Here is a 16,787-nt window from a genome sequence, read left to right as displayed (position 1 = left end):
GGAACCGGCATGCACAACCTGGGATTCGCCCTCGAAGGCGCCTGGAAGGTCCTGCTCGCGGGCGTCCTGCTCGGCGCCGGCCTGCCGATCCTGTTCGCGCTCGGCGTCCGGGCGCTGGCGTACGGCGCGGGCGGCGACGCCGAGCCGGGCGCGCCCGGCCGGGCGGCCCGCCCGATCGGTACGGCGGCCGGTTACCTGCTGTTCGGGATCGTGGTGCTGGGCGTCCTGCTGGGTATCGCCTTCATCGTGGCCGGCGGTTTCGGCAAGACGCTGAGCTTCCAGCACGTCTATCCGGCGATCGTGGACAAGTAGCGGCGCACATGACCGACCTGCGTTCCAACTTCGTGACCCGGGCCGTCGAGTGGCTGCGGGCCGGCTATCCGGCGGGCATCCCACGCCAGGACTACGTGGCGCTGCTCGGCGTGCTGCGCCGCAGGATGACCGAGGACGAGGTCCGGCAGATCGCGGTGGACCTCGCCGACCAGTCGGTGATGGCCGGCGACGACCCGATCAGCACCGAGGACATCGAGCACATGATCAGCGCGTCGCTGCTGCAGGAGGCGACCCCGGAGGACGTGGTCCGGGTCTCGGCCCGGCTCGCGGCCGGCGGCTGGCCGCTGGCGGACCCGCCCGCCGCCGACTGGCGGTGACGCAATCCGCCGCCGGTTTCGCCCTGATGTGGCGGCGGTCACAACCGGCGGGTTAGGCTCGCCGGGTATCACCCTGGAGATCGTGAGCTGATCATGTCCGGCCCCAAGACCGTACGCACCGGTGCCAGCGTCGGCGATTTCCTGGCCGCCGTACCGGATCCGAAGCGCCGCGCCGACGCACAGGCCGTCTGCGGGCTGATGGCGGAGGTCACCGGTGTGGCACCGGAGATGTGGGGCCCCGCCATCGTGGGCTTCGGCACCTACCACTACCGGTACGCCTCCGGGCAGGAGGGCGACTGGCCGCCGGTGGGGCTGTCGCCGCGCAAGAGCGCCATGACGATCTACGTCTCGGCGGGCTTCGAGCAGGAGATGCTCGACCGGCTCGGGCCGCATCGGCTCGGCAGGTCGTGCCTGTACCTCCGGCGGCTCGCGGACGTCGACACCGACGTGCTCCGCGAGCTGGTCGCGGACGGTTTCCGCAAGCTGGACGGCAAGACGCTGGCGCCCTGAGCGGCGAATTCTCTCGAGATTCGCCAGATCTTGATCTGTTGTGGGAGCGCTTCCGTACAAGGGGGCGAGGTCCTACGACAGGAAGGCTCAGGCGAAGAATGATTTCCTCCCGTACCACCGCCCGTCGCTGGCAGATCGCTGGCGTCGGCGCGGTCGCCGTGGCACTCGCCGGCGTCGGCCTGGGTGTCGCGTCCGCCGACGAGACCGCCGCCCCCACGGTGAACTGCCCGGCCGTCGCCGGTGAACTCGGCGCCGTACCGGCCCGCGCGAGCGCGGAGATCGCCCGCAACCTCGCCCTGCTCAACACGCAGATCGCTGAGGCGAACCGGCGGCTGGTCACCAGCGCCGGCGAGGGCGGCCCGAACTTCATCCAGAACGCCATCCTCGGACCTCTGAAGGACAAGCGGGTCGCGACCATCAACCGGATGGCCACGGCCATCGGGCGCAGCGCCCCGAAGCCGGACCTCGACGTGCAGGCCCTGGCGACCTGCTCGCTGAACTCGAACGGCGGCGGCGTCGCCGCCCCCGAGCCGACCGCGGTGCCGGCCGCGGACTCGGCCGAGCCGGGAGCCGCGGGCGCCGCCCCGACGGTGAACTGCCCGGCGGTCGCCGGCGCGCTCGGCGCGGTCCCGGCGCAGGCCGCCGCCGAGATCGAGCGCAACCTGGCACTGCTGAACACCCAGATCGCCGAGGCCAACCGGCGGCTGGCGTCAAGCGTGGGCGAGGGCGGCCCGAACTTCATCCAGAACGCGATCCTCGGTCCGCTGAAGGACAAGCGGGTCGCGACCATCAACCGGATGGCGACGGCGATCGGGCGCAACGCGGCGAAGCCGGTCCTGGACGTCGACGGCCTGGCCACCTGCTCGCTCAACGCGAACGGCGGCGGCGACGCGGCTCCCGAGCCGACCGCGGCACCGGCCGCCGGCGGGGCCGGCGACGCCGGCGCCGCGGGTGCGGGCGCGGCACCCACCGTGAACTGCCCCGACGTGACCGGCCTGCCGGCCATCCCGGCGCAGGCGGCGGCCGAGGTCAACCGCAACCTGGAGCTGCTCGACACCCAGATCGCCGAGGCGAACCGGCGGCTGGCGTCGAGCGCGGGCGAGGGCGGCCCGAACTTCATCCGGAACGCGATCCTCGGCCCGCTGGAGGACAAGCGGGTCGCGACGCTGAACCGCATCGAGACGGCGATCGGCCGCGCCGCCGCCCGGCCCGAAGGCCTGGAGCGGTTCGCACCCTGCGGGCTGAACGGGTAACTTCCGCCGACCGGACGGGGCCACCTCGGTGGCCCCGTCCGTCGTTGTCCCGGCCACCTACATTCGACCCCGATGACGATCATGCGGTGGTGCCTCGCGGTGGCCGCGCTCGTCCCGTTCGCGGTCGTCGGCGCGGAGACGCCCGTCGCGGAGCGTCCGCCCGCCACCTCCTCGCGGCCGGGGCCCGCCGGAAGCTTTCCGCCGTGCGTGGTGGCGGCCGTCGGGGCGCTGTCGCTCGAGGAGCGCGTCGGTCAGCTGCTGATGGTGGGCGTGCCGGCGAACGCGCCGCGCGGGCTCGACGGCCTGGTGGCCCGCTACCACCTGGGCGGCGCCTTCCTGTCCGGGCGCAGCGTGCGTCCCGCCGCCGACCTCCGGGCGGACGTCGCGGCGTTGCAGGGCGGCTCCGCGCTGCCCCTGCTCGTCGCCGTCGATCAGGAGGGCGGCAGCGTGCAGGCCCTCAAGGGGCCCGACTTCCCGCTGATCCCGTCGGCGCGGCGGCTCGGCGGGTCCTCGCAGGCGTTGCTGCGCGACGCCGTGCGCGACAGTGCGCGGCGGCTCTCGGGGATCGGTGTCACGGTCAACCTCGCGCCGGTGGCGGACACGGTGCCGGCGGGACTGGGTGAGGGCAATCCGCCCATCGGGGCGTTCGGCCGGGAGTACGGCTCCGACCCGGGCCGGGTCGCCGACGACATCCGTGCGGTCGTGCCGGCGTCGCAGGGCGCGGGTGTCCTGACGATCCTCAAGCACTTCCCGGGTCTGGGCCGGGTGCGTGCCAACACCGACACGTCCACGAGGGCGGTCGACCGCGCGGCGACCGTCGACGACGAGTACCTCGAGCCGTTCGTGGCCGGCATCGACGCCGGCTCGGCCGGGGTGATGATCTCGCTGGCGTCGTATCCGCGGCTGGATCCGGCGACCATCGCGGCGTTCTCGCGGCCGATCGTCACGGGCCTGCTGCGCGAGCGCCTGGGCTACGCCGGCCTGGTCATGTCCGACGATCTGGGCGCCGCGGACGCCGTCGAGTCGGTGCCCACCGGCGACCGGGCGGTGCGCTTCGTGGACGCGGGCGGCGACCTGGTGCTGACGATCCGGCCGCAGAACGTCGGCGTGATGACCGCGGCGCTGCTCGCCGCCGCGCGCCGGTCCCCGGTCTTCGCCGCCCGGGTAGCCGACGCGGCCGGCCACGTCCTGCACGCCAAGTACCGCGCCGGACTGCTCAGCTGCCCGGCGCTGTCGGCGTCGGCGCCGGCGCCGGCCCGTACGGAACCATCGCGCTATAACTCGCGTTCCACGCCGCGTCGTAAGCGATGACCCGGACCATCGGGCCGCCGCCGCTGTTCACGGAGACCGTCGCGGTCGGCTCGGCGACCTTGGCGAGCACCCGGACCTCGTCGATGTTGACGGTCAGCAGCACGTGGTACTCGACCACGCCGACGTTGTCGGTCGCGGGGGTCCAGCTCAGGATCCCCCGGCCGTCGGTGGTCTGTCCGGTCAGCGCCGGGTTGCCCGGCCTCGTCGGCGCCACCGCGTCGTCGCCGGAGCGGGGGAAGCTCGGCGGCTGCGGGATGCTGGTCCGCCCCGAGATCGGCGAGAGGTTGCCGGCGGCGTCGCGCGCCGCGAGCGCGTAGTGGATGGTCGCCGCCGTCGGGCTGATCGGCAGGGTGACCGGCCCGGTGCCGGTGACCGTGCGGACCGGGTACTGCTGGTAGAACTGCTCGCCCTGGTAGAGGACGTAGTCGACCACGCCGACGTTGTCGATCGTCGGCAGCCAGGAGAGCGTCACCGTGGTCGGCGTGACCTCGACGACGCGGGGCCGCCCCGGGGTGAGCGGCGCCTGGGTGTCCGGTGTGGTGGCGGCGTACGACCCGACCGAGACGTCGTCGAATGTGGCGTCGGTGTTGGTCGTGGCGAGCCCGGCCCGACCGCGGGCGAGCCGGGTGTCGGTGGCGCGCAGCAGCGGCTCGCCGTTGACCACGCCGAGCACGGTCGTGCCCTTGACGACCAGGGTCAGGTACCGCCAGATCTGCGTGGCGGCCGGGTAGGCCGCGGTGGCGAGGGTCGTCGACCGGCCGCCGAGCACCCGGCCGAGCTCGACGGTGCCGTCGGCGCGGGTCGCCAGGTAGTAGTGGCTGCCGTCGCCCTGCACCCGGGCCTGCACGCCGACCGAGGAGCCCGCGTCACGGTAGGCGGCGGGCCGGACCCGGACGGCGACCGCGTAGTCGGTCCACGACGCCTCACCGACCCGGGCGACCGCCCGGGCGCCGGTCTCCTCCTGGCGCAGGCTCTGCTCGGCGACCGACCAGCGGCCGCCGGACGTGCGCCAGCCGGCGGCGTCGCCGTCGGAGAAGTCGTCGCTGAAGAGCACCGGCGCCGCCGCCGAGGCCGCGGTGGCCGGCCCGGTCAGGATCATCGCAGCCGCCAGGCCCGCGCCGGCGATCCGGCGCATCCAGGTGTGCAAGATTGCCCCCATTCCCGGGAGCCTAATGAGACATATTTGTGACAGTCAATGTTTCGAAGCGGTTTCGGTGAACGGCGGCAGATAGCGCGACGCCTGGTGGGTGTGCGGGTCGAACATGTTCCGCTCCTGCGTGACGATGTCCGTGCCGTAGACGTGGATCGAGATGGCGTCGGTGTCGTCCAGGGCCTGGACGGTGTGGATCACGCCGTCCGGGATCACGCTCACCGCGCCGGTGTCGTTGACGAAGCTGCGGACCTGCTCCAGGCGCTCCTCGGCGTTCAGGCGGTACCAGGTCTCGCGTTCCCGGCCCCGGTAGATGCCGATCGCCGCCCACGATCCGTGGTCGTGGATCGGGGCCTGCGCACCCGGGCGGAAGACCGCGACCACCACCGAGCGGCGGCCGTCCCCGGCCCGGTACAGCGGATAGAGCATCCAGTCGCGGTCGGCCGGGCGCCGTCGGTACTCCTCGTCGAGCCAGTCGCCGGGCCCGGCCAGCGCGGCCGCCAGCACCTCGGGGACCCGTTCCGGGTCCGCTGCCGCGATCGTGCGTACCAGTGTCGTGGTGTCCATGGCGTGACGGTAGGAGGGTCGCAGGCCCGGCGCCTCCGTACCGGTACCGAATTTCGCCGGTCAGAGTCCCCACTCGGTCGCGCGCCGCACGAGCTCCACGCGGGAGCCGACGCCCAGCTTGCGGTAGGCGCCGGCGATGTGTGACTCGGCCGTGCGTTCGCTGATGTGCAGGCGGGCGCCGATCTGCGCCGCGCTCAGCCCCTGCACCGCGAGGGCGGCCACCTCCCGCTCCCGGCGGGTCAGCGCCTCCGGGCCCCACGCCGGCCGGTCGCGGCGACCGCGCCGCACCCCCGTCAGGAACGCCTCGATCTCGGCCAGCACCGCGTCCGCGTCGCCGATCCACGGCCAGTGGTCCGCACCCGGCAGCACCACCAGCTCGGCCTCCGGGATGCGCGCGGCCACGTAGCGGGAGTGCTCGGCCGACAGCCAGGGGTCGTCGGCGCGCTGCACCGCCAGGGTCGGCACGGAGATGCCGGCCAGGTCGTCGCGGAAGTCCGACGCCGCGCACAACGCGAACAGCTCGCGCGCCTGCGCCGGGCTCGCGGCCGCCCGGGCGTTGCGGACGAACCAGGCCCGGTAGCGCTCGTCGCCGGCCAGGCTCGGGTTCATCGTGGCGACGCCCGCGCCCTGCGCCCAGTCGGCGTCGATACCCGCCAGCACCCCGGCCAGGAACTCCGCCGACCAGCCGGCCGGGTAACCCGGTGCGCGCAGCAGCCGGGCGTGCCCGGCCCAGAGCACCAGCGAGCGGACGTCCGCCGGGTGCCGCAGCGCGTACGCGGTGCAGATGGCGGCGCCGACCGCCACGCCGAACAGCACCGCCGGGCCGGATCCCGCCGCCCGCAGCACGACCCGCACGTCCTCGATCGCGTCGTCGAGGGTCAGGCCGGCCGGCGTGGGATCCGACAGGCCGGTGCCGCGCCGGTCGAACCAGATCAGCCGGCTGAAGCCGGCCAGCCCGCGCAGGAACCGCGCGAGGAACGGCTCCTCCCACGCCAGGTCCAGGTGCGTGACGAAGCCCGGCACGAAGACCAGGTCCGGGCCGGGACCGTCCAGCACCTGGTACGCGATGCTGAGCCCGCCGTTGCGGGCGTACCGCACCGGCGGGGGCAGGTCAGGGCGTCCGGAGCGGTACGACATCCGGGGCCCCGAGGCGTGTGGCGTCGGCGGTCTCGTCGTCCGGCTGCTCCTGCGACGCGCGTTCCGCCTCCACCCGCAGCCGGTAGTGCCGCACCTCCCGTTCGGTCTGCTCGGCGGTCCAGCCCAGGACCGGGCCCATCAGCTCCGCCGCCACCGGCGCGGCGGCGATACCGCGGTCGAACGTCCCGATCGAGATCCGGGTACGCCGGGTGAGCGCGTCCTCCAGGTGCCGGGCGCCCTCGTGGCTGGCCGCGTACACCAGCTCCGCGCGCAGGTGGTCCTCCGCGCCCTCGACCGGTCTGCCCAGGCCCGGATCGGCCCGGATCAGGTCGAGAAGCTCGTTGATCAGGGAGCCGTACCGGCCGAGCAGATGTTCCACCCGGGCGACGTGCAGGCCGGAGGAGTCCGCCAGCAGCCGGCGGCGGTTCCACAGTGCGGTGTATCCCTCGGCGCCCAGCAGCGGCACGCGTTCCGTGCACGAGCGCGGCACCGAGCGGCCGAGGCCGTGCACCGCCGCGTCCACCGCGTCGCGGGCCATCACCCGGTACGTCGTGTACTTGCCGCCCGCCACCACGACCACGCCCGGGGTCGGGCTGGCGACGGTGTGCTCGCGGGACAGCTTCGACGTGGACTCCGACTCGCCGGAGAGCAGCGGGCGCAGCCCGGCGTAGACGCCCTGCACGTCGGTCCGGCTCAGCGGCGTCGCCAGCACCCGGTTGACCTGGTCGAGCAGGTAGTCGATGTCGGTGCTGGACGCGGCCGGGTGCGCCTTGTCCAGGGTCCAGTCGGTGTCGGTGGTGCCGATGATCCAGTGCCGGCCCCACGGGATGATGAACAGCACACTGGTCGGGGTGCGGCTGATCAGGCCCGTCGAGGACTGGATGCGGTCGCGGGGCACGATCAGGTGGATGCCCTTCGACGCCCGCACGTGGAACTGGCCGCGCTCGCCGACCAGCGCCTGGGTGTCGTCGGTCCACACGCCCGTCGCGTTGATGATCTGCTGGGCCCGTACCTCGAAGATCTTGTCGTGTTCGAGGTCGTGCACCCGCACGCCGGTGACGCGCTCGCCCTCGCGCAGGAAGCCCACCACCTCGCTGCGGGACGCGACGTGCGCGCCGTACGCCGCTGCCGTGCGGGCCAGGAACATGGTGTGCCGGGCGTCGTCCAGCTGCGCGTCGTAGTACTGCAGCGCGCCGACCAGCGCGTCGCGCCGCAGCGCCGGGCAGACCCGCAGGGCGCCGCGCCGCGACAGGTGCCGGTGGCGCGGCAGGCCGGGCGCGGCCGCGGCCATCACGTCGTAGAGCAGCACCCCGGCACCCGCGTAGAGCCGCTCCCAGCCGCGGTGCTGCAGGGGGTAGAGGAACGGGACGGGCCGGGCCAGGTGCGGCGCGAGCCGGGTGAGGATCAGGCCGCGTTCCCGCAGCGCCTCCCGTACCAGGGCGAAGTCCAGCATCTCCAGGTAGCGCAGGCCGCCGTGGATGAGCTTGCTGGAGCGGCTGGACGTGCCCGAGGCGAAGTCGCGGGCCTCGAGCAGGCCGACGGAAAGGCCGCGGGTGGCGGCGTCGAGGGCGCAGCCCGCGCCCACCACACCGCCACCCACGACGAGCACGTCGACCTCACTGCGGGCCAGCGCGGACAGCGCCGCCTCCCGGCCGGCCGGAGAGAGAGTCATGCCATCACGACCTTTACATGGGTTTTCCGCCGCGGGTGAGTTCAGTCAACGTCGACCCAATCGAGAGTTCGCTGCACGGCCTTCTTCCACCGGCCGTATCCCTGTTCCCGTTGTTCCGGCGTCCATGCGGGCTGCCAGCGCTGCGACTCGTTCCAGTTGTCCCGCAGCTCGTCGGTCGACTTCCAGAAGCCGACCGCGAGCCCGGCCGCGTAGGCCGCGCCGAGCGCGGTGGTCTCGGCCACGACCGGCCGGCTCACCGGGACGCCGAGCACGTCCGCCTGGATCTGCATGCACAGCGAGTTGGCCGTGATGCCGCCGTCCACCTTGAGCACGTCCAGGGTGACGCCGGAGTCCTGCGCCATCGCCTCGACCACGTCGCGGCTCTGGTAGCAGATGGACTCCAGGGCGGCCCGGGCGATGTGCGCGCCGGTGTTGAAGCGCGACAGCCCGACGATCGCCCCGCGGGCGTCGGAGCGCCAGTAGGGAGCGAACAGCCCGGAGAACGCCGGCACGAAGTAGACGCCGCCGGTGTCCGGCACCGTCGCGGCGAGGGCCTCGCTCTCCGCGGCCTCGTTGATGATGTGCAGCTGGTCGCGCAGCCACTGCACGGCCGAGCCGGTGACCGCGATCGAGCCCTCCAGGGCGTAGACCGGTGCGGCGTCGCCGAGCTTGTAGCAGACCGTGGTGAGCAGGCCGTTGTTCGAGCGCACCAGCTCCGTACCCGTGTTGAGCAGCATGAAGTTGCCCGTACCGTAGGTGTTCTTGGCCTCGCCCGGCGCGAAGCACACCTGGCCGACCGTGGCCGCCTGCTGGTCACCGAGGTCGCCGGTGAGCGGGACGTCGCCGCCCAGCGGGCCGGGCGCGTGTGCCACGCCGTAGGTGTTCGGGTCCGACGACGGCCGGATCTCCGGCAGCATCTGCCGGGGGATGCCGAAGAACGAGAGCAGCTCGTCGTCCCAGTCCAGCGTCTCGAGGTTCATCAGCATCGTGCGGCTGGCGTTGGTCACGTCCGTGATGTGGTTGCCGCCGTCGACGCCGCCGGTCAGGTGCCAGAGCAGCCAGCTGTCGGTGTTGCCGAAGACGGCGTCGCCGCGCTCGGCCGCCGCGCGGACCCCGTCGACGTTCTCCAGGATCCACTGGATCTTGCCGCCGGAGAAGTAGGTGGCCGGCGGCAGTCCGGCCTTACGGCGGATGACGTCGCCGCGCCCGTCGCGGTCCAGCGCCGAGGCGATCCGGTCGGTGCGGGTGTCCTGCCAGACGATCGCGTTGTAGTACGGGCGCCCGGTGCGCCGGTCCCACACGACCGTCGTCTCGCGCTGGTTGGTGACGCCCAGCGCGGCCAGGTCGCTCGCCTGCAGGTTGGCCTGCTGCATCGCGGTACGGATGACCGAGACGGTCCGGTCCCAGATCTCGATCGGGTTGTGCTCCACCCAGCCGGCCTGCGGCAGGATCTGCTGGTGCTCGAGCTGGTGGCGGCCGACCTCGTTCCCACCGTGGTCGAAGATCATGAATCGGGTGCTGGTCGTGCCCTGGTCTACAGCGGCGACGAAGTCAGCCACGGTTTGCCTCCACGTTCTCGGTTGCCGGGGTCGGAAGTCTGCCGGGTTCCTGCGGGCCGGCGGTCGGAAGGAACCGTCCTACCAGTACCTGGTAGAGACCGGCGCCCACGATTCCGCCGACGATCGGGCCGATGATCGGAACCCAGAAGTACAGATAACCCGTCTGGTCCCGGAATGCGCCACCGTATCCGGTCAGGAAACTGGCGAGTCGCGGCCCGAAGTCACGCGCCGGGTTGATCGCGTAGCCGGCGTTGGTGCCCCACGCCATGCCGATCGCCACGACGATCAGGCCGATGATGAACGGCGCCAGGTTGGCGCCCGGCGGAGTCGCCGCGGCGTCGGTGACCGCCAGGATGAGGAACAGCAGGATGGCGGTGCCGATGACCTGGTCGCGCAGCGCGCCCCACTCGTCGACCGGCAGTGCGCCGTTGCCCGGCAGGGTGGAGAAGACGCCCTGGGTCTTGATGGTCAGGCCGGGGTCCGTCGCGTGCAGCGCCTCGGTGTAGTTCCAGCGCACCAACAGCGCGGCGGCGAACGCGCCGAGGAACTGGGCGCCGCAGTAGGGTGCCACCTTGCGCCACTCGAAGCCCTTGAAGACCGCGAGCGCGATGGTGACCGCGGGGTTGAGGTGCGCGCCGCTGATCCGGCCCGCGACGTACACGCCGAACGTGACGCCCAGGCCCCAGGCCCAGGCGATGCTGTCGTGGTCGCCGAAGCCGCCGGCCACGACCTGCGCGACGACGCCGACGCCGAAGAGGATGAGGATCATGGTCCCGGCGAACTCGGCGGCGAGTTCGCCGAGCATTCCCGGGATCTTCAATCGTGCTGCCATGTGCCCTCCAGGGTCCGATGTGACCCGACGCTATGGACGCTCCGGGGCACCGGCAATGAACGGCGTTCGGCATTGTCGAACGCTCAGCGTGCGCAGGTCGTAACGGATTGGCATAGCATCCGAAACGTGCCCGGCACGGTGCAGTCGATCGAGCGAGCGGCCGCGATCCTGCGGATGCTCGCCGGTGGCACGGGACGGCTGGGCCTCGGCGAGATCGCGAAATCCCTCGATCTCGCCAAGGGAACGACGCACGGCATCCTGCGCACGCTGCAACACGTCGGGTTCGTCGAACAGGACCGGGTGTCCGGCCGGTACCAGCTCGGCGCGGCCCTGCTGCACCTCGGCACCAGCTATCTCGACATCAACGAACTGCGCTCCCGATCGATCAACTGGGCGGACCCGCTCGCCGCGCGCAGCGGCGAGGCCGTCCGGATCGGCACCGTCCTCGAGGGCCGGGTGCTGGTCGTGCACCACGTGTTCCGTCCCGACGACACGTTCCAGACACTGGAGGTCGGCACGCTCCTGCCGCTGCACGCCACCGCACTGGGCAAGGTGCTGCTCGCGTACCGGTCCGCGCTGCCCCCCGCGGAGCTCGAACGGTTCACCCGGCGCACGGTCGTGTCGCCCCGCGAACTCGCCGCGGCCCTCGAACAGGTACGGCTGGCGGGGTGGGGCGCCGAGATCGAGGAGCTCACCCTCGGCGAGGCGGCGATCGCCGCGCCGATCCGGGGGTACGGCGGCCTGGTCGTCGGCGCGATCGGCGTCTCCGGGCTCGTCGAGCGCATGTGCGACACCAGGTATCGGCCGCACCCGCGACTGGTCGGTTACGTCCGGGACGCCGCCCGCGCGGTCTCCCGGGATCTCGGGGGCGCCCGGCGCTGAGAACTCAGGGGGAGGCACCCATGACCGAGCGCTACGTGGTCGCCATCGACCAGGGCACCACCTCGACGAGGTGCATCGTGTTCGACCGCTCCGGCCAGCTCGTCTCCCTCGCCCAGCAGGAGCACAAGCAGTACTTCCCGCGGCCCGGCTGGGTCGAGCACGACGCGGCCGAGATCTGGCGCAACGTCGAACGGCTCGGGCCCCTCGCGCTGAGCCGGGCCGGTATCACCACCGAGCAGGTCGCCGCCGTCGGCATCGCCAACCAGCGGGAGACCACCGTCCTCTGGGACCGTCGCACCGGCGCGCCGGTCGGCCGGGCCATCGTCTGGCAGGACACCCGCACCGACGCGCTTGTCAACTCGATGCTGGCCGCGCCCGGCGCCGACGAGGTACAGGAGCGCTGCGGCCTGCCGCTGGCCACCTACTTCTCCGGCCCGCGGATGAGCTGGATGCTCGACCACACGCCCGGGCTGCGCGAACGCGCCGAACGCGGCGAGGTCCTCTTCGGCACGATGGAGACCTGGCTGATCTGGAACCTCACCGGCGGCCTGCACGTCACCGACGTCACCAACGCCAGCCGCACCATGCTGCTGGACGTGCGCAGCCTGCGCTGGTCGCCGCAGGCCTGCGAGTTCTTCGGCATCCCCCCGGCGATGCTGCCGGAGGTGCGGGCGTCGGTCGCGGTCTTCGGCAATGCGGCGGCCGCGTTCCCGGGCGTGCGGATCGGCGCCGCGCTCGGTGACCAGCAGGCCGCCCTCTTCGGCCAGACCTGCTTCACGCCCGGCGAGGCCAAATGCACGTACGGCACCGGGAGCTTCCTGCTGCTCAACACGGGTACGGAGCTGGTCCGCTCGACACACGGGCTGCTCAGCACCGTCGCATACCAGCTCGCCGGCGAACCCGCGCAGTACGCCCTCGAGGGCTCGATCGCGATCACCGGCTCGCTCGTCCAGTGGTTCCGCGACCAGCTCGAACTGATCGCCAGCGCGCCGGAGATCGAGACCCTCGCCCGCACGGTCAACGACAACGGCGGCTGCTACATCGTCCCGGCCTTCTCCGGCCTGTACGCGCCACACTGGCGCAGCGAGGCCCGCGGCGTGATCGTGGGGCTGACCTCGTACATCACCAAGGGCCACCTGGCCCGGGCGGTGCTGGAGGCGACCGCCTGGCAGACCCGCGAGGTCGTCGACGCGATGAACGCCAACTCCGGCCTGACCCTCAAGACCCTCAAGGTCGACGGCGGGATGACCGCGGACAACCTGCTGATGCAGTTCATCGCGGACGTGCTGGACGTGCCGGTGGTCCGCCCGCTGGCCAGCGAGACGGTGTCGCTCGGCGCCGCGTACGCGGCGGGCCTCGCGGTCGGCTACTGGCCGGACCTGGAGGACCTCCGGCGCAACTGGCACCGCGCGGCACAGTGGATGCCGGCGATGGACCCGGTGCTGCGCGACCGCGAGTACGACAACTGGCGCCGGGCCGTCGAACGCACCTTCGACTGGATCAAACCCGCCTGACCGGCCGGCCCGGGCCGCCACTCACCGCGCTCCCGATCAAGCCCGAACCCGACCGCGAACCCGCCGCCGTCCCGAGCGCCTGCCGCAGTGCGGCGGGCCAGCTCGTCGGTCCAGGACTTCGGCAGATGAAGCGTCGACATCGACCAGCAGCGATGCCGGTCGGGCGGTGTTGGGGTTGGCGGGGTTTCGGTGGGCGTGCGTTTTCGGGGGTGATCGGTAGCCACGACGCCGGTCGGGTGGCGTTGGTCAAGCCCCTGGAAGTGGTGTAACGGCTGATCTTTCGAGTCGTGCTGGTCAGAAGGGTTGTTCTCCGGGCTGGCGGGTGGCGGGTCCGCCGGTGTAGGGCTGCCGTTGGTCGATGTCGTCGGGCCAGGGCGCGGGGGTGCCGTGCTCGTCGAAGAAGCCGGTTTCGGTGTTGTCGGCGTGCAGGGCGGCGTTGCGCCTGGCGCGTTCGGCGTGGTCGGGGATGGCCGGGTCGCCGGTTGGGTGGGTCATGCGGTGGTCTCCAGTTCGGGCAGGTCCGCTGTGGTGGCGGTGGCTGCGGCTGGGGCCTTGCGGGCGCGTTCGAGGACGTCGAGGGCGAAGTAGCGGCGGCCTTCGGTCCATTCGTCGTGTTGTTCGGCCAGGACCGCGCCGACGAGGCGGATGACGCCGCCGCGGTCGGGGAAGATCCCGACGACGTCGGTGCGGCGGCGGATTTCCTTGTTCAGGCGTTCGTTGGGATTGTTGGACCAGATCTGGCGCCAGATCTGCTGCGGGAAGCCGGTGAAGGCGAGCAGGTCGGCGCGGGCGTCGAGGTAGGCGGCCACCTGCGGCAATGATCTGCCGACGGAGTCGAGCAGTCTGTCGAACTGGGCGTGGACGGAGTCCGGGTCGGGCTGGTCGTAGACCGAATGCAGCATGGTCTTGACCGCCGGCCACGCCGACTTCGGACAAATCCCCATGAGGTTTGCCGCGAAGTGGGTGCGGCATCGCTGCCACGACGCGCCGGCCTGGTCGCCGCGATCGCGTCGACCAGGCCGGCGTGCGCGTCGGAGGTGACCAGCAGGGTGCCGGTCAGGCCGCGGGCGACCAGGTCGGCGAAGAACGCGTTCCACGCCTGTCTGGTCTCGCTGGTGGCGACCTTGACGCCCAGGACCTCGCGGTGGCCGTCGGCATTCACGCCGGTCGCGACCAGCACGACGGCGTTGGCGACCCGGCCCTGCTCCCGGACCTTCATGGTCAGCGCGTCGGCGGCCACGAACGTGAACGGCCCGGACTCGTTCAGGGGCCGGGTGCGGAACGCCGCGACCTGGGCGTCGAGGTCGGCGGCCATCCGGGAGACCCTGCGACTTGGACAGGCTGGTGATCCCCAGCGATTGCACGAGTTTGTCCATCCGGCGGGTGGAGACGCCGAGCAGGTAGCAGGTCGCGACCACGCTGACCAGGGCAGCCTCGGCCCGTTTGCGCCGCTCGAGCAGCCATTCCGGGAAGTACGTGCCCGACCGCAGCTTCGGGATGGCCACATCGATAGTGCCGGCGCGGGTGTCGAACTCGCGGTGGCGGTAGCCGTTGCGGGAGTTCACCCGTTCCGGGCTGGCCATGCCGTATTCGGCGCCGCAGATCGCGTCGGCCTCGGCCGACAGCAGGGAGTTGATGATGGTGGACAGCAGGTGACGCATCAGATCCGGTGACGCGTCGGTCAGCGCTTGGCCGAGAAGGCCGGCAGGGTCGATGATGTGAGGTGCGGCCATCGTGATGATTCCCTTTCGAGAGTTCCGTGAGACGTTCGCTCGAAAGATCACGCGATGGCCGCGCTCTATGCCGGACGGATTGTCCGACGATCACGCCAACCGCGTTACACAACTATCAGGGACTCCACTGTGGCGTTCGGGTCAGTGGCGTCCCGGCGGGCGCGGCGGCACGACGCCGGGTGCTGTGGATCGACATCCAAGTGGGCCGTGCGGAATCGGCAACGTTTCCGCTTCCGGCGTCTAAAGGCAACGAGTCGGACTCCCCGCTTCGCGACGGTATGTGACCGCCCATTCCCGTGGTGGTCACCAAGAAATTGGCATGATCGATCGCTGGTGGGAATCGAAATCCTCGCCGGGTTCCGGAATAATGGATACATGCGGCAGCTTCAGTTGTTCAGCACCCGTGAGCTTGCCTCAATGCGTGACCGGACCGCATCCCGAAATCATTCTCCTGCGGGCGACGAATTCCGCCGCGACCATGCCCGCCATCGCAGCTGGGGCTTGGCACGGCGCCACGCCGAGCGGCTGCGTCACGCCCGTGACCGATCTGGTGACGCCGGCGCGGCAGGCCCGGGCGGGCAGCATCGCCAGACTCTCCAGCCGACGCGGGCGGGCGAGCCTGCTCGCGTCGAGCCTGCTCGCGTCGAGCCTGCTCGCGTCGAGCCTGCTCGCGTCGAGCAGATGCCGCCCGCCACACCGGGCCGCAACACCCCCACCCGCCCGGGCCTGTCGCAGCGCCACGGCAGGCGGGGGACCGACCAGGCAGCCGGACCTGGCGACCAAGCCGAACGCGCCGGGACGCTCGGGCAACGCTCTGCACCTGCTGGTCAAGGTCTACAACCTGCTGGTCGGGTGGGGCCTGCTGGTCGGGTGGGGCCTGCTGGTCGGGTGGGGCCTGCTGGTCGGGTGGGGCCTGCTGGTCGGGTGGGGCCTGCTGGTCGGGTGGGATCTGCTGGTCGGGTGGGATCTGTCGGCGACGGTCCACAACCTGCCGGCCGGGCGGACCCTGGCGATAGACGTCGGCCACGGCCCGCATCCCGCGGACAGGCCGCCTCCGGCCAACACCGCATACCCAGCCGCGGGCGATATTCGCACCCGGACAGGCGGCATCGCGCCAGCAGTTCGGTGCCGGCCAGGCCGCCCCGATCCGAGATCAGCCCGACGAATCGACGCCATTTCGAAATCCCTAAATTCACGACCATCGGACCTCATCGCGAAATCGGCCCGGACTGCAATCAAGGGAATGCGAGATCTCCTCCGGACCCACAGGGGTCGAACTCAGACTCACCCGAACCTTGCCGTTGACCCATTGCGCCGTGTGGTTCTGCGCAAGAACACGATCTATTTCCGGTGCGGCCAGATGTGCGCATTCGCCTCGTCAGATCAATGCACACCGGGAGTGGTGCCACGCGGGTGGATGTCGAGAGCGGGAGGTCCCCGGTAGACATTTCGGAGATCCGCGGGGTTCATCTCCGTGCGCGCAGCCCGGCTGGGCGAGGGCTCGGCGTGCAGGCGGCGGTGATGGCCGTGGCGCGGCTTCTGCCGGGCGGATCGAGAGTGCGCGGCTCACGGTCGGCCGCCGCCGCGTGGTTCGTCGGGGGAATCGGATGGATGGCGGCCTGATCTGGCCACGGCGCCCGCCGCCGAACGCGATCGTCGGCCCCTCTGTGCGGCTGGGGCGTGGTGGTGGCAGGAAAGCCAATCAGGACGAGTTCTTCAGATCGCGCCCGTCGGCCGCCGACTGCGGAAGGGATCCAGGCTTGCCGCGGACGCCGCCGCTGGGCGCTGCCGCGGATATCGCCTGCGCTGCCGCGGATTACGCCTGCGTTGTCTGCGCCGCCTGGAGCTGCCGTGGATACGCCGGCGCCGCTGGGCGCTGCCGCGGATATCGCCTGCGCTGCCGCGGATTACGCCTGCACCGCCTGCGTTGTCTGCGCCGCCTGGAGCTGCCGTGGATACGCCGGCGCCGCTGGGCGCTGCCGCGGATATCGCCTGCGCTGCCGCGGATTACGCCTGC

At 71.9% G+C, this 16,787-nt stretch carries 15 protein-coding genes and 1 pseudogene; 8 read left to right on the top strand and 8 right to left on the bottom strand.

The window, feature by feature from the left end; genetic code table 11:
• Positions 1–9: 9 nt before the first annotated feature.
• The 5 genes from AB0B58_RS28785 to AB0B58_RS28765 all read left to right on the top strand — a co-directional run bounded on the left by AB0B58_RS28785 (position 10) and on the right by AB0B58_RS28765 (position 3,724).
• Positions 10–312: a hypothetical protein gene (locus tag AB0B58_RS28785; RefSeq protein WP_360229851.1), complete on the top strand. Its 303-nt coding sequence runs from the start codon at positions 10–12 to the stop codon at positions 310–312.
• Positions 313–320: 8 nt separating this feature from the next.
• Positions 321–650: a DUF3349 domain-containing protein gene (locus AB0B58_RS28780; RefSeq protein WP_360229849.1), complete on the top strand. Its 330-nt coding sequence runs from the start codon at positions 321–323 to the stop codon at positions 648–650.
• A 93-nt stretch (positions 651–743) separates the two neighbouring features.
• Positions 744–1,160, top strand: coding sequence for a DUF1801 domain-containing protein (locus tag AB0B58_RS28775; protein ID WP_360229847.1), 417 nt, complete (start codon positions 744–746; stop codon positions 1,158–1,160).
• Positions 1,161–1,258: 98 nt separating this feature from the next.
• Entirely contained in the window at positions 1,259–2,413 is a 1,155-nt protein-coding gene (locus AB0B58_RS28770) for a hypothetical protein (RefSeq protein WP_360229845.1), read from the top strand.
• A 72-nt stretch (positions 2,414–2,485) separates the two neighbouring features.
• Positions 2,486–3,724, top strand: a complete 1,239-nt coding sequence (locus AB0B58_RS28765; RefSeq protein ID WP_360229843.1) for a glycoside hydrolase family 3 N-terminal domain-containing protein — start codon at positions 2,486–2,488, stop codon at positions 3,722–3,724.
• On the opposite strand, the gene AB0B58_RS28760 is transcribed toward AB0B58_RS28765, so the two are convergent.
• The 6 genes from AB0B58_RS28760 to AB0B58_RS28735 are packed head-to-tail and all read right to left on the bottom strand — an operon-like array spanning position 3,630 to position 10,641.
• Positions 3,630–4,883, bottom strand: a complete 1,254-nt coding sequence (locus AB0B58_RS28760) for a hypothetical protein (protein ID WP_360229841.1) — start codon at positions 4,881–4,883, stop codon at positions 3,630–3,632. The genes AB0B58_RS28765 and AB0B58_RS28760 overlap by 95 nt on opposite strands.
• Positions 4,884–4,916: 33 nt before the next feature.
• Positions 4,917–5,441 carry a cysteine dioxygenase family protein gene (locus AB0B58_RS28755; protein ID WP_360229839.1) on the bottom strand — a complete coding sequence of 175 codons (525 nt, stop codon included), beginning with the start codon at positions 5,439–5,441 and terminating at the stop codon, positions 4,917–4,919.
• A gap of 60 nt (positions 5,442–5,501) precedes the next feature.
• Entirely contained in the window at positions 5,502–6,578 is a 1,077-nt protein-coding gene (locus AB0B58_RS28750; protein ID WP_360229837.1) for an alpha/beta fold hydrolase, read from the bottom strand.
• Entirely contained in the window at positions 6,553–8,250 is a 1,698-nt protein-coding gene (locus AB0B58_RS28745) for a glycerol-3-phosphate dehydrogenase/oxidase (RefSeq protein ID WP_360229835.1), read from the bottom strand. The genes AB0B58_RS28750 and AB0B58_RS28745 overlap by 26 nt, the downstream gene beginning before the upstream one ends.
• Before the next feature lie 41 nt (positions 8,251–8,291).
• The gene (gene glpK, locus AB0B58_RS28740) at positions 8,292–9,809 is read right to left on the bottom strand and encodes a glycerol kinase GlpK (RefSeq protein WP_360229833.1); all 1,518 of its coding nucleotides are present in this window, start codon (positions 9,807–9,809) and stop codon (positions 8,292–8,294) included.
• A complete protein-coding gene (locus tag AB0B58_RS28735; protein ID WP_360229831.1) occupies positions 9,802–10,641 on the bottom strand; it encodes an MIP/aquaporin family protein in 840 nt (279 codons plus the stop codon). Before AB0B58_RS28735 ends, glpK (AB0B58_RS28740) begins: the two co-directional genes overlap by 8 nt.
• 126 nt (positions 10,642–10,767) lie before the next feature.
• Between AB0B58_RS28735 and AB0B58_RS28730 the strand changes: the two genes are divergently transcribed.
• Both AB0B58_RS28730 and glpK (AB0B58_RS28725) read left to right on the top strand, forming a co-directional pair.
• A complete protein-coding gene (locus tag AB0B58_RS28730) occupies positions 10,768–11,523 on the top strand; it encodes an IclR family transcriptional regulator (protein ID WP_360229829.1) in 756 nt (251 codons plus the stop codon).
• A gap of 20 nt (positions 11,524–11,543) precedes the next feature.
• Positions 11,544–13,037: a glycerol kinase GlpK gene (gene glpK, locus AB0B58_RS28725; protein WP_360229827.1), complete on the top strand. Its 1,494-nt coding sequence runs from the start codon at positions 11,544–11,546 to the stop codon at positions 13,035–13,037.
• Between the two features lie 294 nt (positions 13,038–13,331).
• Here glpK (AB0B58_RS28725) and AB0B58_RS28720 read toward each other — a convergent pair whose 3' ends face one another.
• A complete protein-coding gene (locus AB0B58_RS28720) occupies positions 13,332–13,532 on the bottom strand; it encodes a hypothetical protein (protein WP_360229825.1) in 201 nt (66 codons plus the stop codon).
• Positions 13,529–14,770 (bottom strand): annotated as a pseudogene (locus tag AB0B58_RS28715) (IS256 family transposase). Before AB0B58_RS28715 ends, AB0B58_RS28720 begins: the two are co-directional and overlap by 4 nt.
• 319 nt (positions 14,771–15,089) lie before the next feature.
• Between AB0B58_RS28715 and AB0B58_RS28710 the strand changes: the two are divergent.
• Positions 15,090–16,214, top strand: coding sequence for a hypothetical protein (locus tag AB0B58_RS28710; RefSeq protein ID WP_360229823.1), 1,125 nt, complete (start codon positions 15,090–15,092; stop codon positions 16,212–16,214).
• The last annotated feature ends 573 nt before the right edge of the window (positions 16,215–16,787 follow it).

It is taken from the genome of Actinoplanes sp. NPDC049118 (assembly GCF_040648555.1).
Classification (GTDB): domain Bacteria; phylum Actinomycetota; class Actinomycetes; order Mycobacteriales; family Micromonosporaceae; genus Actinoplanes.
This window is presented reverse-complemented; position numbering and strand designations above follow the sequence as displayed.

Excerpts from the sequence above, each read along its gene's own strand:
- AB0B58_RS28735 (WP_360229831.1), bottom strand. The coding sequence starts at position 10,641 with ATGGCAGCACGATTGAAGATCCCGGGAATGCTCGGCGAACTCGCCGCC.
- AB0B58_RS28780 (WP_360229849.1), top strand. The coding sequence starts at position 321 with ATGACCGACCTGCGTTCCAACTTCGTGACCCGGGCCGTCGAGTGGCTG.
- AB0B58_RS28760 (WP_360229841.1), bottom strand. The coding sequence starts at position 4,883 with ATGGGGGCAATCTTGCACACCTGGATGCGCCGGATCGCCGGCGCGGGC.
- AB0B58_RS28765 (WP_360229843.1), top strand. The coding sequence starts at position 2,486 with ATGACGATCATGCGGTGGTGCCTCGCGGTGGCCGCGCTCGTCCCGTTC.
- AB0B58_RS28775 (WP_360229847.1), top strand. The coding sequence starts at position 744 with ATGTCCGGCCCCAAGACCGTACGCACCGGTGCCAGCGTCGGCGATTTC.
- AB0B58_RS28785 (WP_360229851.1), top strand. The coding sequence starts at position 10 with ATGCACAACCTGGGATTCGCCCTCGAAGGCGCCTGGAAGGTCCTGCTC.
- AB0B58_RS28720 (WP_360229825.1), bottom strand. The coding sequence starts at position 13,532 with ATGACCCACCCAACCGGCGACCCGGCCATCCCCGACCACGCCGAACGC.
- glpK (WP_360229827.1), top strand. The coding sequence starts at position 11,544 with ATGACCGAGCGCTACGTGGTCGCCATCGACCAGGGCACCACCTCGACG.
- AB0B58_RS28750 (WP_360229837.1), bottom strand. The coding sequence starts at position 6,578 with ATGTCGTACCGCTCCGGACGCCCTGACCTGCCCCCGCCGGTGCGGTAC.
- AB0B58_RS28710 (WP_360229823.1), top strand. The coding sequence starts at position 15,090 with ATGATCGATCGCTGGTGGGAATCGAAATCCTCGCCGGGTTCCGGAATA.
- AB0B58_RS28745 (WP_360229835.1), bottom strand. The coding sequence starts at position 8,250 with ATGACTCTCTCTCCGGCCGGCCGGGAGGCGGCGCTGTCCGCGCTGGCC.
- AB0B58_RS28755 (WP_360229839.1), bottom strand. The coding sequence starts at position 5,441 with ATGGACACCACGACACTGGTACGCACGATCGCGGCAGCGGACCCGGAA.
- AB0B58_RS28770 (WP_360229845.1), top strand. The coding sequence starts at position 1,259 with ATGATTTCCTCCCGTACCACCGCCCGTCGCTGGCAGATCGCTGGCGTC.